This window comes from Rhizobium sp. L9 (genome assembly GCF_002531885.1).
In the GTDB taxonomy this organism is placed as follows: domain Bacteria; phylum Pseudomonadota; class Alphaproteobacteria; order Rhizobiales; family Rhizobiaceae; genus Rhizobium.
The window spans coordinates 156,415-173,801 of sequence record NZ_NWSZ01000011.1; the positions used below are offsets into that span (position 1 = coordinate 156,415).

18 protein-coding genes are annotated in these 17,387 nt (G+C 62.9%); 6 read left to right on the plus strand and 12 right to left on the minus strand.

Features of this window, described 5'->3' with window-relative positions:
- Positions 1–31: 31 nt before the first annotated feature.
- Positions 32–1,216, plus strand: coding sequence for a hypothetical protein (locus tag CO660_RS13320; protein WP_097599095.1), 1,185 nt, complete (start codon positions 32–34; stop codon positions 1,214–1,216).
- On the opposite strand, the gene CO660_RS13325 is transcribed toward CO660_RS13320, so the two are convergent.
- Genes CO660_RS13325 through CO660_RS13360 form a run of 8 tightly spaced genes read right to left on the minus strand, consistent with a single transcriptional unit; the run spans position 1,213 to position 9,396 of the window.
- Positions 1,213–2,226 (minus strand): succinylglutamate desuccinylase/aspartoacylase family protein, encoded by a 1,014-nt coding sequence (locus CO660_RS13325; RefSeq protein WP_097599096.1) that lies wholly within the window; start codon positions 2,224–2,226, stop codon positions 1,213–1,215. The genes CO660_RS13320 and CO660_RS13325 overlap by 4 nt on opposite strands.
- 31 nt (positions 2,227–2,257) lie before the next feature.
- Complete coding sequence (locus CO660_RS13330) at positions 2,258–2,602, minus strand: RidA family protein (protein ID WP_088394588.1); 345 nt, start codon at positions 2,600–2,602, stop codon at positions 2,258–2,260.
- Positions 2,603–2,639: 37 nt separating this feature from the next.
- On the minus strand, positions 2,640–3,950 hold the full coding sequence (locus CO660_RS13335) for an alanine racemase (protein WP_097599097.1): 1,311 nt from the start codon (positions 3,948–3,950) through the stop codon (positions 2,640–2,642).
- Positions 3,943–4,899: an amidohydrolase family protein gene (locus CO660_RS13340; protein WP_097599098.1), complete on the minus strand. Its 957-nt coding sequence runs from the start codon at positions 4,897–4,899 to the stop codon at positions 3,943–3,945. Before CO660_RS13340 ends, CO660_RS13335 begins: the two co-directional genes overlap by 8 nt.
- On the minus strand, positions 4,896–5,837 hold the full coding sequence (locus CO660_RS13345) for an ABC transporter permease (RefSeq protein WP_097599099.1): 942 nt from the start codon (positions 5,835–5,837) through the stop codon (positions 4,896–4,898). Before CO660_RS13345 ends, CO660_RS13340 begins: the two co-directional genes overlap by 4 nt.
- Positions 5,834–6,796, minus strand: a complete 963-nt coding sequence (locus CO660_RS13350) for an ABC transporter permease (protein ID WP_097599100.1) — start codon at positions 6,794–6,796, stop codon at positions 5,834–5,836. Before CO660_RS13350 ends, CO660_RS13345 begins: the two co-directional genes overlap by 4 nt.
- Positions 6,793–8,307, minus strand: a complete 1,515-nt coding sequence (locus tag CO660_RS13355; protein ID WP_097599101.1) for a sugar ABC transporter ATP-binding protein — start codon at positions 8,305–8,307, stop codon at positions 6,793–6,795. Before CO660_RS13355 ends, CO660_RS13350 begins: the two co-directional genes overlap by 4 nt.
- Before the next feature lie 18 nt (positions 8,308–8,325).
- Complete coding sequence (locus CO660_RS13360; protein ID WP_097599102.1) at positions 8,326–9,396, minus strand: ABC transporter substrate-binding protein; 1,071 nt, start codon at positions 9,394–9,396, stop codon at positions 8,326–8,328.
- Between the two features lie 222 nt (positions 9,397–9,618).
- Here CO660_RS13360 and CO660_RS13365 point away from each other — a divergent pair, with 222 nt between their 5' ends.
- The 5 genes from CO660_RS13365 (at position 9,619) to CO660_RS13385 (ending at position 14,761) form a co-directional block, all read left to right on the plus strand.
- The gene (locus CO660_RS13365; RefSeq protein ID WP_097599103.1) at positions 9,619–10,404 is read left to right on the plus strand and encodes an IclR family transcriptional regulator; all 786 of its coding nucleotides are present in this window, start codon (positions 9,619–9,621) and stop codon (positions 10,402–10,404) included.
- Between the two features lie 338 nt (positions 10,405–10,742).
- Positions 10,743–12,095, plus strand: coding sequence for an LLM class flavin-dependent oxidoreductase (locus tag CO660_RS13370; RefSeq protein ID WP_085780730.1), 1,353 nt, complete (start codon positions 10,743–10,745; stop codon positions 12,093–12,095).
- A 10-nt stretch (positions 12,096–12,105) separates the two neighbouring features.
- The gene (locus CO660_RS13375) at positions 12,106–12,957 is read left to right on the plus strand and encodes an ABC transporter permease (protein ID WP_097599104.1); all 852 of its coding nucleotides are present in this window, start codon (positions 12,106–12,108) and stop codon (positions 12,955–12,957) included.
- A gap of 40 nt (positions 12,958–12,997) precedes the next feature.
- Positions 12,998–13,981, plus strand: a complete 984-nt coding sequence (locus CO660_RS13380; RefSeq protein WP_097599105.1) for an ABC transporter substrate-binding protein — start codon at positions 12,998–13,000, stop codon at positions 13,979–13,981.
- A gap of 9 nt (positions 13,982–13,990) precedes the next feature.
- Positions 13,991–14,761, plus strand: a complete 771-nt coding sequence (locus CO660_RS13385; RefSeq protein WP_097599106.1) for an ABC transporter ATP-binding protein — start codon at positions 13,991–13,993, stop codon at positions 14,759–14,761.
- 73 nt (positions 14,762–14,834) lie between these two features.
- Here the strand turns inward: CO660_RS13385 and CO660_RS13390 are convergent, their stop codons facing one another.
- From CO660_RS13390 to CO660_RS13405, 4 genes are all read right to left on the minus strand, one after another.
- Complete coding sequence (locus tag CO660_RS13390; protein ID WP_097599107.1) at positions 14,835–15,257, minus strand: type II toxin-antitoxin system VapC family toxin; 423 nt, start codon at positions 15,255–15,257, stop codon at positions 14,835–14,837.
- On the minus strand, positions 15,254–15,520 hold the full coding sequence (locus CO660_RS13395) for a type II toxin-antitoxin system Phd/YefM family antitoxin (RefSeq protein ID WP_085780725.1): 267 nt from the start codon (positions 15,518–15,520) through the stop codon (positions 15,254–15,256). The genes CO660_RS13390 and CO660_RS13395 overlap by 4 nt, the downstream gene beginning before the upstream one ends.
- Before the next feature lie 194 nt (positions 15,521–15,714).
- Positions 15,715–16,623 carry a homocysteine S-methyltransferase family protein gene (locus tag CO660_RS13400; RefSeq protein WP_097599108.1) on the minus strand — a complete coding sequence of 303 codons (909 nt, stop codon included), beginning with the start codon at positions 16,621–16,623 and terminating at the stop codon, positions 15,715–15,717.
- A 71-nt stretch (positions 16,624–16,694) separates the two neighbouring features.
- The gene (locus CO660_RS13405; protein WP_097599109.1) at positions 16,695–17,384 is read right to left on the minus strand and encodes an ABC transporter permease; all 690 of its coding nucleotides are present in this window, start codon (positions 17,382–17,384) and stop codon (positions 16,695–16,697) included.
- Positions 17,385–17,387: the final 3 nt, after the last annotated feature.

Sequence of the window (17,387 nt, forward strand, 5' to 3'; positions counted from 1 at the left end):
ATAAAGTGGACAGATTTGACGGGAGCGCGCCATGCATCTATCCATGTGGACTTACCCCTGGGACATCCAGGACCAGGGACTCGACGCGTTTGCCGCCGAGCTTACCGGCCGGGCGGGCCTCACCACGGTCAGCCTGGCGACCTCCTATCATGCTGGCCGTTTCCTGCAGCCGCGCAGCCCGCAGCAGAAGGCCTACTTCCCCGAAGACGGGACGGTCTACTTCTGGCCGGATGAAAGCCTGTGGCAGGACAAGGTGATCCGGCCGCTGATGGCCAGCAATGTGACCGAGCGCGGCGATATGCTGGAAGCACTCGTCAGGGATCGGGAGGTGACTGGTCTCAAGGTTTCCTGCTGGACGGTCTGCCTGCACAATAGCCGCCTCGGCATGCTGCATCCCGCCCACGTGACGCGCAACGCCTTCGGCAATCCCAACTATTACAATCTTTGCCCCTCCAGCCCGGCGGCGCGCGATTATGCCGTCACCCTTGTCCGCGACATCACGGTGAATTACCGGCCCGACATGGTGGAACTCGAAAGCCCGAACTTCATGGGCTTCGCGCATGAATACCATCACGAAAAAGATGGTGTCGGCCTGAATGCCGAAGACGATTTCCTGCTGTCGCTCTGCTTCTGCGACCACTGCACGGCGTGCGCCGTAAAGTCCGGCGTTCCGGTCGAAGGCGCGCGGCGATTGGTGGCGGGCTTCATTGCGGAACTCTGCGAACGGGCCGTGCCGGAACGGCAGTTCCCGGATTTTCCGGCAGCTGGCATCGATGCCTTCCGCAGCCATCCCGATCTCTATGCCTATCTCGCCTGGCGCAGCGAACCGGTGAACAGTCTGATCGGCGAGATCAAGGCGGCGGCCGATCCGGCGAGCCGTATCGTGCTGATCGACCTGAAGGACGGCTGGCTCGGCGGCGTCGATCTTGCAGCAGTGGGCAGGCTCTGCGACGGGGCTATTCTCTGTTGCTACGACATGGAGCCCAATGCCGTCGGTGATGTCATCCGCACCGGCCGGGCGGCACTTGGATCGGAGAAATTCCTGGGGGTCGGCCTGCGTGTCTTCTATCCCGAAGTCGGCGAAGCCGCGGTGCTGACCGCCCGCGCCAAGGCCGCCGTCGATGCCGGCGCCGACGGCGTGAATTTCTACAATTACGGCCTCATCCCGGCAAAACGCCTCGACTGGGTCAGGGCGGCAGTCGCCTCCATCACCTAGGCCGCGATGAGCTCGGCAACCTGGATCAGGCAGTCCCCCGCCTGGCTGTCGCAATGCAGCCGATGGGAAATGACGATGCCGCTCTCCGCAAAACGCAGCTCTTCCTCCGGCTGCTCAAGGCGTTCCAGGTCGTGATACCATCCGGCGAGATCGCCGGCCGAGACGGTGGCGCCGAGGGCGGCAGCAGGCTCAAACCAGCCTCTGCGATTGGCGTAGATGCCCTGGCTGTGCCGGGACAGCGAAAGCAGCTGCAACGGTCCCGGCTCCGGGAACGGAGCGCGTGAGAGGACCGGGCGTTCGACGATGCCGAGCGTCACGAGCAGGCGGTCGATCGCCGCCGCCGTGAAGGCCATTGTCGCGGGAGTCACGGTTCCGCCGCCGCCGAACTCACCGGAAAGACCGATTATTCCGGCCCGTGCCGCAGCCCCCATCGATGTCGGCGCCGCCGACCCGTTATCGGCGATGAAGGCATGCGATGCGCCCATCGCCCGCATGAGCAAGACGGACCGCTCGAAGCGAGCGAGATCAGCCTGCCGCTCGATAAGCGTGCAGGCCAGATGCGCCATCGACGTGCCGCCCGAATGCAGGTCGAGCACAACGTCATGGCGCGGAAAGAGGTCGTGCTCCAGGAAATGCGCCATCCGCGCCGTCGGCGACCCTATGGGATCGCCGGGAAAGGCCCGGTTGAGGTTGCCGGCGTCGAAGGGCGAACAGCGCTTGGCCGCCATAACCGCCGGCAGGTTCGCCATCGGCAGGATGGTGACGGCGCCGCGGATTTCGGCGACATCAAGCAGGCGCATCAGCCGGCCGAGCTGGAGCTCGCCCTCATATTCGTCGCCGTGATTGCCCGCCATCAGCAGCAGAGACAGGCCCTCGCCATTCCTGAGATGGAGGACCGGGATGCGGATCTGATAATAGGGCGAACGGTCTACCGAATAAGGAATGGCGAGTTGGCCGGCCTGCCGGCCCTCGCGCGAGAAGTCGATCGGATTGACAATGCCGCTGTGCATCATGTCTCCAGTCCGGGCGGTTACTTCGCCCTCAGAGCGCGGCGATCGCGGTCATTTCGACGCGCAAATCGGGATCGGCGAGGCGTGCTTCGGTGCAGGCGCGCGCCGGCGGGTTTTCGATGTCGATCCAGCCGTCATAGACGCCGTTCATCGCCTCGAAATCGACGATTGCCGGCAGGAAAACATTGACGGCGATCAGACGCGAGCGGTCCGTACCGGCTTCCTTCAAAAGAGCGTCGATCTTGCCGAGCACATCGCGAGTCTGCTCTTCGATCCCAGCCTTGCGATTTTCCGCGACCTGGCCGGCAATATAGACGAGACCGCCATAGCTGACGGCTTGGCTCATTCGCGAACCTTTCTGATAACGTTGGATCATGGGCAGGTTTTCCTTTTCTTGCTTTTGAAGGGAGAATTCAGCCGAAGCTTGTGAGATAGGCGGCCGTCACCGAATGGTCTGGCTCGAGACCATAGAGAATGGCGTGGCGGTCAAGGCAGGTGCAGGGATGCGAGATGCCGAACTCGATGACGTCGCCGACGCAGACGTCGCTCCCTTCGGGAAGAGCGACGAAGGCGTGCTGATCGTTGAGGCGGAAAACCTCGGCGCCCTTGAGGTCGCCGAGATATGACCGATCGCGATAGAGCGCCAGCGGCCGCGGCAGCCCCTGGTCCATCGCCACGTCGCGCAGGCCCATGCCTGCGATCGCAAGCCGCGGCTCCGGCCGCGACAGGACCTCCGCCCAGACTCGCAGCGCCGGACGAAAACCCGCCGCCGCCGAAAGCGTCTCGCGGCCGATACGGAAGCCGCCGCGCGCATCGAGGCCGGCAAGGCCGCGCTCGTAGACGCCGTGATCGTGGAAGAAGATGGCGCCGCTTCGCAGGATCAGCCGGCAGGCCGGATCGGCGGCAACCGCGGCTGAAAGCCCGGCGATCACGAGATCGAAAAACACCGAGCCGCCTGATGTCACAAGAAGCGGTCGGTCAGGGCCTGTGCGGGCGCGCACCTTCGACAGAAAATCTGCCGTCATTGCCATCAGAGCCTCGATGCGAACAATTGTCTCTGCCGCATCGGCGGTCGCGGCAGCACCTTCATAGGCGGCAATGCCGCTCAACCGGAAGGTCGACGTCTCGGCGGCAAGAATTGCATCGAGAACTGCCTCAGCGGCAGCGGCGCTGCGGATGCCGGCCCGGCCCGCGCCGAGCTCCACCAGCAGGCCCAGAGGCGGCAGGTCCGTACGCTCTCGCCACGCCGACAGGAGCGCTTCGACGAGTGCCGCCGAATCCACGAAGATGTGGAGTTCGGCATCGGCATACCGGCCGAGCAAAGCCGCGAGCCGTCGGGCGGCTGCCGCCCCGCCGATCTCGTTGGCGAGGATCAGGCGGCGCTGTCCCGCCTCGAGCAGCACGGCGGCCTGGCGGATATCGGCGACCGTGGCGCCCCAGGCGCCAGCCGCCACAAGCGCGTCCGCGAGCGCCGTCGACATCGGCGTCTTGGCATGCGGAGCGATTTCGGCATCGTGGCTATTTACATAAGCGATCATCAGGTCGACATTGGCAGAGAAGGCCTGCCGGTCGAGCGAGATCAGCGGCAGAGCCATCCTGCCGTCATAAGGCTTCCAGCCCTGTTTGCCGATTTCCGAGAGCGGAAGCGGTGGATGACCCGGCGCAAAGCCCCGCACCCGCTCATCGATCAGCACGTTTTCCCACACAGCATGAAGGTCAGACATGGCAGCCCCTCCCGGCGTCGGCCGGGTCGGCGATCCCGAGACGGTAGGTATCGTTGGCGGTGGCGAAGAACAGGGCGCGCTGGTCGTCCGGAGAAAGCCGCGAGGCGACCGTACGGAAAACCCCATAGACCTCGTCGAAAGAGGCGTGCAGACCTGCGACCGGAAAATCGCTCGCAAACATCGAACGTTCAGGCCCGAAACAATCGAGGCAATGCTCGATCACCGGCCGCAGGCTCTCAAGCGTCCAGTTATTGTCGTAGGCGACGAGATCGGAAATCTTCAGGCGCATGTTGGGTTCTTTACCGAGTGCCCGCAGGCCGCGGCGCCAGAGCGTCATGCCATCCTGCGTCCGGTCGACGGGGCTTCCGCCGTGGTTGAGGACGAAAAGCGTCTCCGGAAAGGCCTGTACGAGCTTAAGCGCTTCATCCATCTGCCAGGGATAAAGCATCAGGTCGAAGACCAGCCCCAGCCGCGTGGCATGCGCGAGCCCCGCCCGCCAGACAGGATCGCTCATGCGATCCGGACTCGACGCAAAACTCTTCGCTGCATCGGCATGCCAGCTGAGAATATCGCGGATGCCGACGACATTGGGATTTTCAGCTTCCGCCTCGATCAGGCGCAGAGCATCCGGCCGGTCGAGGGCAATGCCGGCGACATAACGGTGCGCCACCCCGGAGTCGCGGTCGAGGCCATCCAGCCAACGGCTCTCCTCCAGCGGGTAGGCAACGGACCAGCCGGCCTCGACATGGACGGTCGCAACCACGTTCTGGCGCGCGGCGTCGGCGCGATAATCGTCGATGCCATAGTCGCGCAGGATCGATGCCAAGCTCCCGAACACCATCCCTTCATCTGATACCCGCGCCTTCTGAAGCCAGGGATGACGCTGCAGGCCGAGATCCCAGAGATGGTGGTGCGGGTCGATCACCGGCCCGTCGTAACCTCCCGTCATCGGCGCGCCTCCCGGCCGGAAACGAGCAGAAGGGCAAGGATCAGAGTGCCGAACATGATCGACCGCCAGCCGGGCGAGGCGTTGACGACAGTGATCAGCGCCGTCGCCGTCACCAGCAGGATCGCTCCCGGAATGGTCCCGGCATAGGTGCCGCGCCCGCCGAGGATTGAAGTGCCGCCGAGCACGACGGCGGCGATAGAGGTCAACAGATAGGGATCGCCAATGCCGACATACCCCTGCCGGTTCATGCCGAGCACCAGAATGCCGGCAACCCCTGCGAAAAAGCCCGACAGAGTATGGGCGATCAGTGTGTTGCGCGTGACGCTGACGCCGGAAAGCCGGGCGGCCAGCGGGTTCGCCCCAAGCGCAAGGAAACGGGCACCGATCGGCATGCGGTGGACGAGCAGGAGGACGACGGCCGCGACGGCAAGCCACAGAATGATGCCCGAGGGAATGCCGAGCGGCCGCGACTGCCCGAGCATGATGACTGCGGGATTGCTGACGGTGACGGCGCTGCCGCCGGCGACGATGACGAGCAGGCCCTGCAGGAAGGTCGCCATGGCAAGTGTCATGATGATCGGCGGGACGCGGAGATAGGTGGCACCTGCGCCGTTGATCAAGCCGATGCCGGTGGCAATGGCAAGCGCCGCCGCGATGCCGGCAAGACCGGTCGGATCCCATCCCGGCGAAATCAGCGGCAGCAGGATGGCCGTGACTGTAATAACAGCGCCGACGGAAAGATCGATGCCGCCCATTAGGATGACGAGCGTCTGCCCCGCGGCGACGATGCCGATCACCGCGGCGAGCTCGAGAAGGTAGCGCAAATGGCCGTAGGCGCCGAAGCCGCGCAGCGTAAAGCTTGCGACGATCCAGACGAGCGCCACCAGAAGAAATGTCAGCAGCGGCGGGTTGCGGAACGTCGATCGGATGATGTTCAACGTCTTGCCCTCCACGCGCCGAGAAGTTCCGGAACGGCGACCGCGCCGACGATGATCAGGCCTTGAGCGACATATTGCGCGACGGGCGGGAAGCCGAGGAAGAACATGACGTTGATCATGACCGAGAGGAGCAGGCTGCCGCAAATCGCGCCGCGCATCGTGCCCTTGCCGCCGAGGAAGCCGACGCCGCCGAGCACGGCGGCGGCGATCGAGTTGAGCGTGAAGGGTGTGCCGATCACGGGATCGCCGGAGCCGGTCTGCGCCGCGACGAAGAGGCCGGTCAGTGCTGCCAGCAGACCGGAGAGAGCGAAAGCCGTGACCTTCACGCGTTCGACCGGGACGCCGGAACGGAATGCACCGATAGGATTGTCGCCGGCTGCATAGATGCCGAGGCCGAGCGGCGTGGCCAGAAAAAGTTTCCAAAGCGCCAGGATCACCAAAAGCATTAGAAAGGCGATGGGTGTATGGCCGGCCAGCACCGTAGACAACCAGTCGGGAATGGCGCCACCTGGCCGCGGCAGCAGGATGAGGGCGACGCCGCTGATGATGAAGGAGCCGGCGAGCGTGACGATGATCGCAGGAAGCCTCAAATAGGTGACGATGGTGCCGGTGGCGGCGCCGATCGCGAAGCCGGCGGCGGCGACCGCGAGTATGCCGCCCGGAACACCAAGCGCCCCTTCCATCGTCGTCGCGGCGATGACCGCGCCGAGGCTGACGAGCGGCCCGATCGCCAATGTGATGCCGCCGTTCAGCATGAGCAGCGCCTGCGCCATGGTGACGAGTGCGAGCGGGAACCAGTTCTGCGTGAACTTCGAGAAGCCGCCGATCGAAAAGATGCCGGGAAAGAGCATCGCATAGAGGATGAGAAAGGCCGTGACGACAAGGTAGAGGCCGGCGAGGCCGCGATTGCGGCGCATCTGGATGGAGGGATAGAGCCGGGATTGGGAATTGGTGTTCATGCCGCCTCTCCCTGTGCCGTGGTCGTGACGCCCATAGCCGCACCGACGATCGCTCCTTCGCTGATCTCATCCTGCGACAGCATCGCCGCGACGCGTCCTTCGCGGAGAACAACGACACGATCGCAGAGATGCACGAGTTCGGGCGTATCGGAACTGGCGAGTATGACGAGCCGCCCTTCGGCGGCGAAGGCGCGGAGCATGAGATAGATCTCCCGCTTGGTCTCGATGTCGACGCCGCGAGTGGGATCGTTGAGCAGCAGAACGGACGGATCGAGCGGCAGCCATTTGGCAAGCGCCACCTTCTGCTGGTTTCCGCCGGAAAGCGCCTGCACCGGGCGGGCCGTATCACCCTTGATCGTCAGCCGGCGCGCGAGATCGGCGACGAGGCCGGTTTCCGCCTGCCGGTCGCGAAGGCCCTTGGCGGCAAGCCGTCCGAGCGAAGGCAGGATGAGATTGGATGCGATGGAATGCGGCAGCACCAGCCCCTCATGCTTGCGGTCGGCCGGGACATAGACGATGCCCGCGGCATTCGCCTCGCCGACATCGGCGGGCAGGCTCGATTTGCCGGAGACTTCCGCCCGGGCGGCTGCGGCCGGAATGGCGCCGTAGAGGCCAAGCAGCAGATCTTCCTGCCCTTGACCCACAAGCCCGCCGATGCCGACGATCTCGCCGGCGCGGGCGGAGAAGGCGATGTCTTGCACCATGCCAGCGGAAAAGCCTTCGACGCTGATGCGCATGACACCGGGCGTGGCGGCCCCGCGCGGCGGGAACAGGTCGCCGGGCTCGCGGCCGACCATGAGACGCACCAGCCCTTCGCCATCGATGCCGGAAAGCGACTGGTCTGCAGTGACGCCACCATCTTTCAGCACCGTAACATGCGAGCAGAGCGCCTGCACCTCGTTGAGGCGGTGGGAAATATAGAGGAGCGCCATGCCGCGCCCCTTGAGCGTCTCGATCAATCGGGCGAGGACGCCGGCTTCATGGGCCGAGAGCGACGAGGTAGGCTCGTCCAGAATGAGCACGCGCGGCTTGCGAAACAGCGCCTTGGCGATCTCCACCATCTGGCGGCGACCGAGCGCGAGATCGGCAACCGGCATGTCGAGCGGTTCGGTAAGCCCCACCATATCGCAAACTTCTTGCACGCCGCGATGAAGCGCCCCGTAATCGATGAGGCCGAACCGGCGCGGGAACGCGCCAAGCCCGATATTTTCGGCAATCGACAGGCTGGCGGTCAGGCTCAGCTCCTGCTGCACCACTGCGATGCCGGCCGCGCGCGCTGCCGCCGGGCTGAAGCGCCCGACCGGTTTGCCGTCGACGAGAATGGACCCGCCGTCCGGCTGAAGAGCGCCGGACAGGAGGTTGATCAGAGTAGATTTGCCGGCGCCGTTTTCGCCGAGCAGGGCGTGAACCCTGCCCGGCAGAAGGGCGATATCGACACCCTTCAAGACGGGATTGCCGAAAAATCCCTTGAACACCTGCCGGGCTTCCAGCAGGGGCTTTTCTTCCGTCATGACGGCTATCCTAAACGGTTACTTGGAAAGCAGCTTGTCGAAGAGTGCCTTGTCATAGTCCGAGTAGATATAACCGTCAGCCGGGAACTTGTCGGCGCGCGCGAGATAGCTGCCGATCGAGCTGTCATCGATGACAGGCAACGGCACCTTGACGAAGGCAGGGACATCCTTGCCTTGCAGTGCCTGGACCGCGGTATAGACGGAAAGCGCACCCAGCCAATTCGGTTGCATCGTCGCCCAGCCCTTCAGACCCTTCTCTTTCCAGAGTTCGAGGAACTGCCTCGCATTTTCGCCTGTCGTCGGCACCTGGTCGCGGCCCTGACGCTCGAAGGCGAGGACGGAGCCGGCCGATAGTGCGCCGCCAAGCGACAGGACGCCGTCGATTTCGGGATTGGCGAAAAGCAGGCTGGTCATCGCTTCCTGTGCCGGCGCGACATTATATTCCGTGTTGGTCTCGGTGATCACCTTGATGCCGGGGTTGGCATCGAGAACCGGCTGGGCGCCCTTGCGGCGGTCATCGCTCACTGAAATGCCGGCAGGGCCGTTCATGACGATGATCTTGCCCTTGCCGCCGAGCTGGCTGACCATCCACTTGGCAGCCGTTGCACCCCATTCGTTCGAATCGGTGTTGATCTTTGCGGTGACCTTGTCAGTACTGACGAGGCTGTCGAAATTCACCACGGCAATACCCTTGTCGCAGGCGTCGGAGATGACGCGGTCGAGGGCGGTGGAGGAACCAGCGATCACCACGATGGCGTCGACATTGGCATCGATCATCGACTGGATATGCTGGATCTGCGTCTGGGCGTTGCCCTGCGCATCCGTAATCTTCAGGTCTTTGACCAGGCCTGCCTTCTTCAACTCATCCACTTCAGCCGTGATCGTGCCTTCGGTCTGTTTCATCCAGGTCGGCACCGAATAGATGTTGGCCCAACCGATCGTGTATGGCGCCTTCCTGTCACCTTTGATGCAATTGGCGGCGGCCGAGGCCGTGCCGGTTGAAAAGACGAGCAGGGTGGCAGCAGCGGCAGCGCCGGCGAGAAGGTGGCGGCGACGCGATGCGGAAATGCTGTTCTCAGAATTTTTCATGTCGATCCCCTTTGTGTGGCAGCGTTAGCGCTTGCCATCTGTTCTCTGTCCAATATAATGTACATATGATCTAAATACCGGACGCGCCGATCTTATGCCGATTTTTATGCCTCGCAAGGGGGATGAAAAAAATTTTCGCAGGCTGGGAAACAGCAGGATCGGTTGACAGATGCGGCAGAGGGTTTGAAAAGCTTGGCCGAACAGAAATTGGGATCGACAGCAATGGACGCAATTCAGGACGAAGCAATCGGCAAGCGTGCCCGAGGGCTCGACCGCGCCTTCGAAATCCTCGATTTCCTGCGCCAGAAGCGGCAGGCCTTGAAGCCGAATGAAATCGCAGCGCAGATCGGCGCGCCGCGCTCATCGGTTTACGAGCTCGTCAACCTGCTGCTGAGCAATGGCATTCTCGAATTCACAGGCGGCGAGGGGCGCGTCTATCTCGGCCGCAAGCTCTATTTCCTCGGCGCTGCCTATGAAAACCATTTCGATTTCACCCGCGAATGCGAGGCCGCGCTGGAACAACTCGCTGACGAGACACGGGAGACGGCGCAGTTCTGCATGCTGGACGGGAACAAATATACGGTCGTGCGCATGCGCGAAGGCGCACGGCCATTCCGCATTTCGACGGATATCGGCCAGTCGGTGCCAATCCCGTGGACAGCCTCCGGACGTCTGCTCGTCGCGCATCTGTCGGATCAGGAAATCCTGAACTTCATTCCATCGCAGGATTTTCGTTTGCCGAACGGCGAATGGCTCGATCCGCAAAGCTTCATCATTGAGGTCCGCCAGGCCGAGCGAGAAGGTCTCTTCACGTTCAACAGCATCGTCGACAGCTTTACCCATTGTTTTGCCGTGCCGGTGCGGGGCGAGGAGGGTCATGCGGCCGCAACGCTCTGTCTGGTCACGCCGCGCGACGACGGCATCGCGAACCGCGACCGCTACCTCGATTGCCTGAAGAAGGCCGCCGCCGGCTTGGAGCATGCCCCGGCCCGGCCGAAACGAGGCTGAAACCCCGGACGCGAACACGCTTTAATCGCCGGCGTGACTTCCTGCGGGAAGCCGCACCGCGCTGTGTGCTTCCTTAGATCATAGCACTCTGGCGCTGGTTCTCTGCCGCGTGCACGTCGAAGAGCCGCCGCAGGGCGAGCCATGTGTTGTTGTGCACTTCGACATTGATTTCGAAATTCAGTCCAATCCCGCAAATCTATTCACCCTTCTCACGAAACTACGGAATGAAGTTTCTCTATTAAATTTATAGGGTAAGTATTCTGATGTCCTCAGCGCCAGATATTTCTGCCTTGCTCTTTGGCAAGACGGGCTGTCGCCGGTGAACGGAGAGGACGCAAATGACGCGGAAAATCAGGCTTGGGGCATTTCTTCCCGGCGGTGGACAGCATGTTGCATCGTGGCGGCATCCCGACCAGCCGGTCGACGGCGCGACCAGTTTCGAGTTTCACAAGCAGCTGGCGCTCACGGCGGAACGCGGCCTCTTCGATGCCTACTTCCTGGCCGATGGATTGGCCGTTGGCTTCGGTGGAGCGCGTGAAGGCGGCAACGCCCGCGTGGCCGGCTTCGAGCCCGTCACCTTGTTCTCCGCCCTTGCGCCTCTCACCACCCATCTCGGCTTCATCGCGACGTCCTCGACCACCTATGAGGAACCTTATACGACAGCCCGCAAGTTCGCTTCGCTCGATCTGATCTCGAACGGGCGCGCCGGTTGGAATGTCGTCACCACGACAGGCGACCTGACGGCGCAAAATTTCAACCGCGAAACCCAGCTTCCGCATGCCGAACGATATCGCCGCGCCGCCGAGCACGTCGACGTCGTCCGCAAACTTTGGGAGAGCTTCGAGGATGACGCGTTCATCCGCGACAAGGAGACCGGCGTCTTCTTCGATCCGGCGAAACTGCACGACACCGACCACCGTGGCGAGCATTTCAGCGTACGCGGCCCGCTCAACGTTTCGCGCTCGCCGCAGGGGCATCCCGTTATCGTGCAGGCCGGCCAATCGGAAGACGGCCGGGGACTCGCCGCCGCGACGGCTGAAGTCATCTTCACCGCCCATCAGCATATCGAAACCGCCCAGGAGTTCTATCGGGATATCAAGGCGCGCGCCCGCGGACTCGGCCGCAATCCCGATCATATCCTGGTCATGCCCGGCGTATCCGCCTTCGTCGGCAGGACCGAGGCGGAGGCACGCGAGAAGTATGATCGCCTGACCTCGCTCATCCTCGAAGAAGATGGAATCGGCCTCCTCAACGGCCTGACCGGCGGCACGCTCGACCTGCATGGCTATGATCTCGACGGGCCGCTGCCGCCTGCACCGCCGACGGAAGGCATGAAGAGCCGCCAGGCCCTCATCCGCCAGATCGCAGACGAAAACAACTTCACCATCCGCCAGCTCTATCAGTGGATCGCATCGGCCCGCGGCCACTACACCATCGTCGGCACGGCAGAGCAGATCGCCGATACGCTGCAGACATGGTTCGAGAACGAAGCGGCCGACGGCTTCAACATTTTGCCGCCCTGGCTGCCGACGGCGCTCGACGACTTTGTCGATCTCGTCATCCCGGAACTCCAGCGCCGCGGCCTGTTCCGCACTGCCTATGAAGGCAAGACGCTCCGGGAAAATCTCGGCTTACCTTTCCCGACAAACCGCTGGGCTGCCGGACGCACCGTCCTTGAGGCAGCGGAGTGAGGAGAAACCCATGGCCTACGAAATCAACCAGGCTCTTCCGAGAAGCTTCGGCCGCCTGAAAAGCAGCAAAAGCAATAGTTCCGCTCTGGCCTCCCATATACGCGGAGTGCTCGCGGCATTTCTGCCGCGCTACGGTCTGCTCATCAGCTTCCTCGTGCTCTGGCAGGTGTCGAGCACCAGGGGCTGGATCAATCCCGCTGTCTTCCCGCCCTTGAACGTAATCCTGTCGGCGCTGTGGACCAATCTTGCCAATGGCGCCTTGCTCGATGATATCGCCATCAGCCTGCAGCGATCCGGAACCGCCTTCGCCTTCGCCGTACTTGTCGGTATTCCGCTCGGTCTGTTCATGGGCCAGTTTCGCTTGGTCGAACAGGCGCTTGACCCAATCCTGCAGCTCTTCCGGCAGACCTCGGCGCTGGCGCTCTATCCGGTTTTCATCCTGCTGCTCGGGCTCGGTGAAACCTCCAAGATATTCGTGATCTTCTGGGCGACACTGTTTCCGGTGCTGCTCTCCACGATCGGCGGCGTCAAGGAAGTGGACAAGAAGCTCATAGAAATGGCTCGCACCTATGGCGCCGGACCGCTGACCGTCTTTCGCCGCGTCATTCTGCCAGCCTCCGTCCCGGCGATTTTCGTCGGCTTGCGACTTTCGGCGACGACGGCGCTTCTGCTGCTGATCGCTGCCGAGATGATCGGCGCCAATAAGGGCATCGGCTTTCAGGTGATGAACGCCCAGTACAATTTCCAGATCCCGCTGATGTTTGCGGCGATCCTGCTGCTCGCCTTTCTGGGGCTTGCCGCGAATGCCCTGCTCGTTCTCCTGCAGCGCCGTCTCTGCCGCTGGTCTCAGCCGAGCACGTAACCCGCTTCCCCCCGATTTTCCTCTTCCGAAAGGACATTCCATGACATTCCATCCCCGCAATCTTCTCCTGCCGGCTGCGATCGCTCTCGGTCTTGCCACGCCGGCCGCAGCCGCCGACACGGTGAAGCTGCGCTACCTCGCCAGCCAGGGCGGTCTTGCCGCCCATGAACTTGCCGAAGCGCTCGGCTATTTCAAAGACACCGGCATCACGTTTGAGAATGTCGGCTATGCCCAGGGCGGCCCTGCGTCTCTCATCGCTCTCGCATCCGGCGACGTCGAGATCGGCAGCGCCGCCACCTCCGCCGTCCTCAATTCGATCATCGGCGGCAATGATTTCGTCGCCGCCTATCCGTCGAACGGCATCAATGACGAGGTGCAGTCGACCTTCTACGTGCTGGAAGACAGCCCGATCAAAACGATCAAGGACATCGTCGGCAAGAGCATCGCGGTCAACACGCTCGGCGCGCATCTCGACTACACGATCCGCGAGGCATTGCATTCGGTCGGTCTGCCGAGCGACTCCGCCAACCAGGTCGTCGTTCCCGGGCCGCAGCTCGAGCAGGTACTGCGCTCCAAGCAGGTCGATATCGCCGCCTTCGGTTATTGGCAAACAACCTTCGAGGGTGCAGCGCTGAAGAACGGCGGCCTGCGCCCGGTTTTCGATGATACCGACGTGCTGGGAGACATTGCCGGCGGCTTCGTCGTCCTGCGCCGCGATTTCATCAAGCAACATCCGGAAGCCTCGAAAATCTTCGTCGAACAGTCGGCCCGCGCCCTCGACTATGCCCGCGAGCATCCCGAGGAAACCAAGAAGATCCTGGCCAAGGCGCTGGCCGAACGCGGCGAGAATCCTGATATTGCGCAGTATTTCCGCGGCTACGGCGTGCGCGCCGGCGGTCTCCCGGTCGAGCGCGACATCCAGTTCTGGATCGACGTGCTGGTTCGCGAAGGCAAGCTGAAGCAGGGCCAACTGGCGGCCAAGGACATCCTGTATACGGCCGATGCAAAACCGGCGAGCAATTGAGGATGCGTGATGAGCGTCGCTGAGGACATTCGCCGCGGGGAGGTGACGATCCGTCGCCTCTCCAAATCCTACAAGCTGAACGGCAAACCGCTGCAGGTTCTGAAGGATATCAATCTCCATATCCGCTCCGGCGAAAGCCTCGCCATCGTCGGCGCCAGCGGATCGGGCAAGACCACGCTGCTCAGGGTTCTGGCAGGTCTGGAGGAATCCGACGGCGGAGAGGTGCTGGTGGACGGCAACGCGATACGAGGCGTCGGCGCCGAGCGCGCCGTCATCTTCCAAGAGCCGCGCCTTCTCCCCTGGCTCACCGTACTTGATAACGTGGCTTTCGGCCTGGAAACGAGAGGTCTGACGCGTGAAAAGGCGAGGGAGCGGGCGCGCCGCTATGTCAAGCTCGTCGGCCTGCAGCAGTTCGAGACCGCCTATCCCCGGCAACTGTCGGGAGGCATGGCGCAGCGCGTCGGCATCGCCCGGGCACTTGCCGTCCAGCCGGAGATATTGCTGCTCGATGAACCTCTCGGCGCGCTCGATGCGATGACAAAGATCGGCATGCAGCAGGAGCTCGCACGCATCTGGCGTGACGAGGACGTGACCACCATTCTCGTCACACATGATCTCGAGGAGGCGATCTATCTCGCCGACCGAATCCTGATCCTGCCGCGGGAAAGGGGAGGCGAGCCACGTCTGATCGACATCGATCTGCCGCGTCCGCGCGACCGCAGCGCGCCGGAATTCGTTCGTCATCGTGAAGAGCTGCTGAACCTATTTGGATTGCATTGACGGATGCTTTGCGGGCGGCCCGTGCCGCCGGCTCTATAGCAACCTTTGCATCAGCCCACGGATCAGCAGCATTTCACCCGACCCATGGATCAACGAGCTCGATTCCCAAACCTTGGAAATCCCTGGTGTTGCGCGTCGCAAGGGTAAGATCGTGAGCAACCGCGGTCGCAGCGATCAGCCCATCGATCGATGACAAGCCACGGCCGCTCCGCTTTGCGTGGCCCATCAGATCTCCCCAAGCCAGGGCCACCGCTTCGTCCATCGGGATGATGCGCCGCTCGAAACGCTGCGGCAGATCGCGAGCAAGCCAATCGGCCAGCACGTCACGTTTTCGTCCCTTGTCCATGAGGGCGACACCGCGGCGGATTTCTGCGACCGACACGACGCTGATGAAGGAGCGATCCTCGTCAAGCCCATCCAGCCACCCCAGGACGCGCGCATCGGGGTCCGGTTTCGTGACCTCGGACAGGACATTGGTGTCCAGCAGAAGTCTCACAGTTCGCTATCGCGTGGTTCGTCGCGTTCACGCTCGAGATCCAGATCGGCGCCACGCAGCGGTGACTCCATCAGAAATTCGGCCAGCGTCCCCTTGCGGGCGGTCTTGCGTTGCCATTCCTCCGCAGAGACAACGACGACGCTCGGCTTGCCGTTGCGTGTAATTGTCTGCGGCGCGGCTTGCGCGCGTTCGATCACCTCAGAAAGCTTCGCTTTCGCGCTGGCCACGGTCCAGCTTTCGTCGCCTTGCCGTGATGACTGCATGGCCCACCTCCTGACCAGAATGACTATTATGACTATATAAGCAGTGAATAGGAGAACGGCAAGCTTCGCAAAAGAAATGACAGACGCCCGTCGCCGAAGGCGGAATGAGCGACTTGCGCCATGGTCACATATCTCCAAACGATGAAGGTTTGAGCAGCGGCACGGCGACGGTTACTCGCGGCCAAGATATCACCTCAGCGCGAAAGCATCCCGTTGAGGCGATGAATATGAGCAGCGCCGATGCCGCAGCAGCCGCCGATGATCGTGGCACCCGCTTCGGCCCAGGAGCAGGCAAAGCGCGAATAGGCGTCGTCATTCAGGTCGTCACGTGTATCGTGCAGGCCCTCGTTGGCGGCTGCTTCGCCGGTTTCTCCTTCGAAGGCATTGGCATAGACCCCGATTTCGATCTGAGCATTCCTCTCCCGGAACACCCGTGCCGTCGTCTCGACCGCGCCCTGCATGACCTCAGGCTTGCTGCAATTGAACAGGAAAGCCGCCGCACCCGATGACACCGCCCAGGACGCGGCATCCTCGACGCTTTCGCCGGAGCGGAGTTTCGGGGCGCCGCCCCTGATCGCCGCCTCGTCATCCGCCAATGTGAAGGAAATCCAGAACGGCTTGGCCGATGCCGCCACCGCTTTGCGAACGGCCTCGCCCTCGGCAATCAGGCTTAAAGTCTCACCGAGCCATAGGTCGACGAAGGGAGCGAGGTTTTCGACCAGCACCTCGAGATAGTCCTGCACCCGGGAAGGCTCAAAATTCTCAGGCTCGTAGGAGCCGAAGATCGGCGGCAGCGATCCGGCGACGAGCACCTTCCGGCCGGTCACGGCATCGGCAGCCTCGCGCGCCAGACGACCTGCAAGTCGCATCAGCGCCGGCCCCTCCTCTTGGAAGCGGTTTTCGCCGATATGGAAGGGCACGAGCGCATAGCTGTTCGTCGTGATGATTTCAGAGCCGGCGGCGATGAATTCCTGGTGCACCTTCCGCACGACCTCAGGCGAATTCATCAGCGCCAGCGCCGACCATTCCGGCTGCTTCAGTTCGGCGCCCAGCCGCAGAAGCTCGCGGCTCATGCCGCCGTCGAGAATTCGCGTTGTGCTCATGAGGCAGTCTCCATTCAGGCTGTCGCGCCATTACGGCGCCGGGCTTTTCAAAACATATGGCGAGCTTCCGCCTAGCGGCGAACCGGCACCTGCGCTTCGAGACTTCGAAAGACGCGGGCGATCACGGCAGTCAGGGCGAGATAGAAGAGAGTGACGACGATGAGCGGTTCGTAGACGAGCAGCGTGTCCTGACGAACCTTGTTGGCGACGGCATAGAGGTCCATCACCGTCACCGTGAAAGCGAGCGGCGTCGCCTTCAACTGCATGACGATCTCTCCGGCAATGGTCGGGAGGGCAATGCGAATGGCGCGCGGCAGCCAGATGCGGCGGGTGAGCTTCCAGGGCGACAGCCCGAAGGCGCGGCCGGCCTCGAGCTCGCCCTTGGGAACGGCAAGCAGCGCGCCGCGCAGCACTTCAGCCTCATAGGCCGCATAATTCAGCGTGAAGCTGACGGAAGCGAAGAAAAACCCCTCGCGCAGGATCGGCCAGAACAGGCTCTGGCGGATGCCGGGGATCATGGGCAGCAGCGAGCCGACCCCGTAATAGAGGAGCCAAAGCTGGATCAACAGCGGCGTGCCACGGAAGAAGGTGCAGTAGCCGCGGGCGGCGAGTCGCGTCAGCCTGCCGCCGGTGACCTGCGCGAAAGCGAGACCGATGGCGATGACGAAGCCGAAGACCACGGAAATGAGAAGCAGAGCTACCGTCTGCCAGGCGCCGGTCAGAAGAAGCGGCCAATAGGAGGAGATCCAGCTGAAACTCATGGC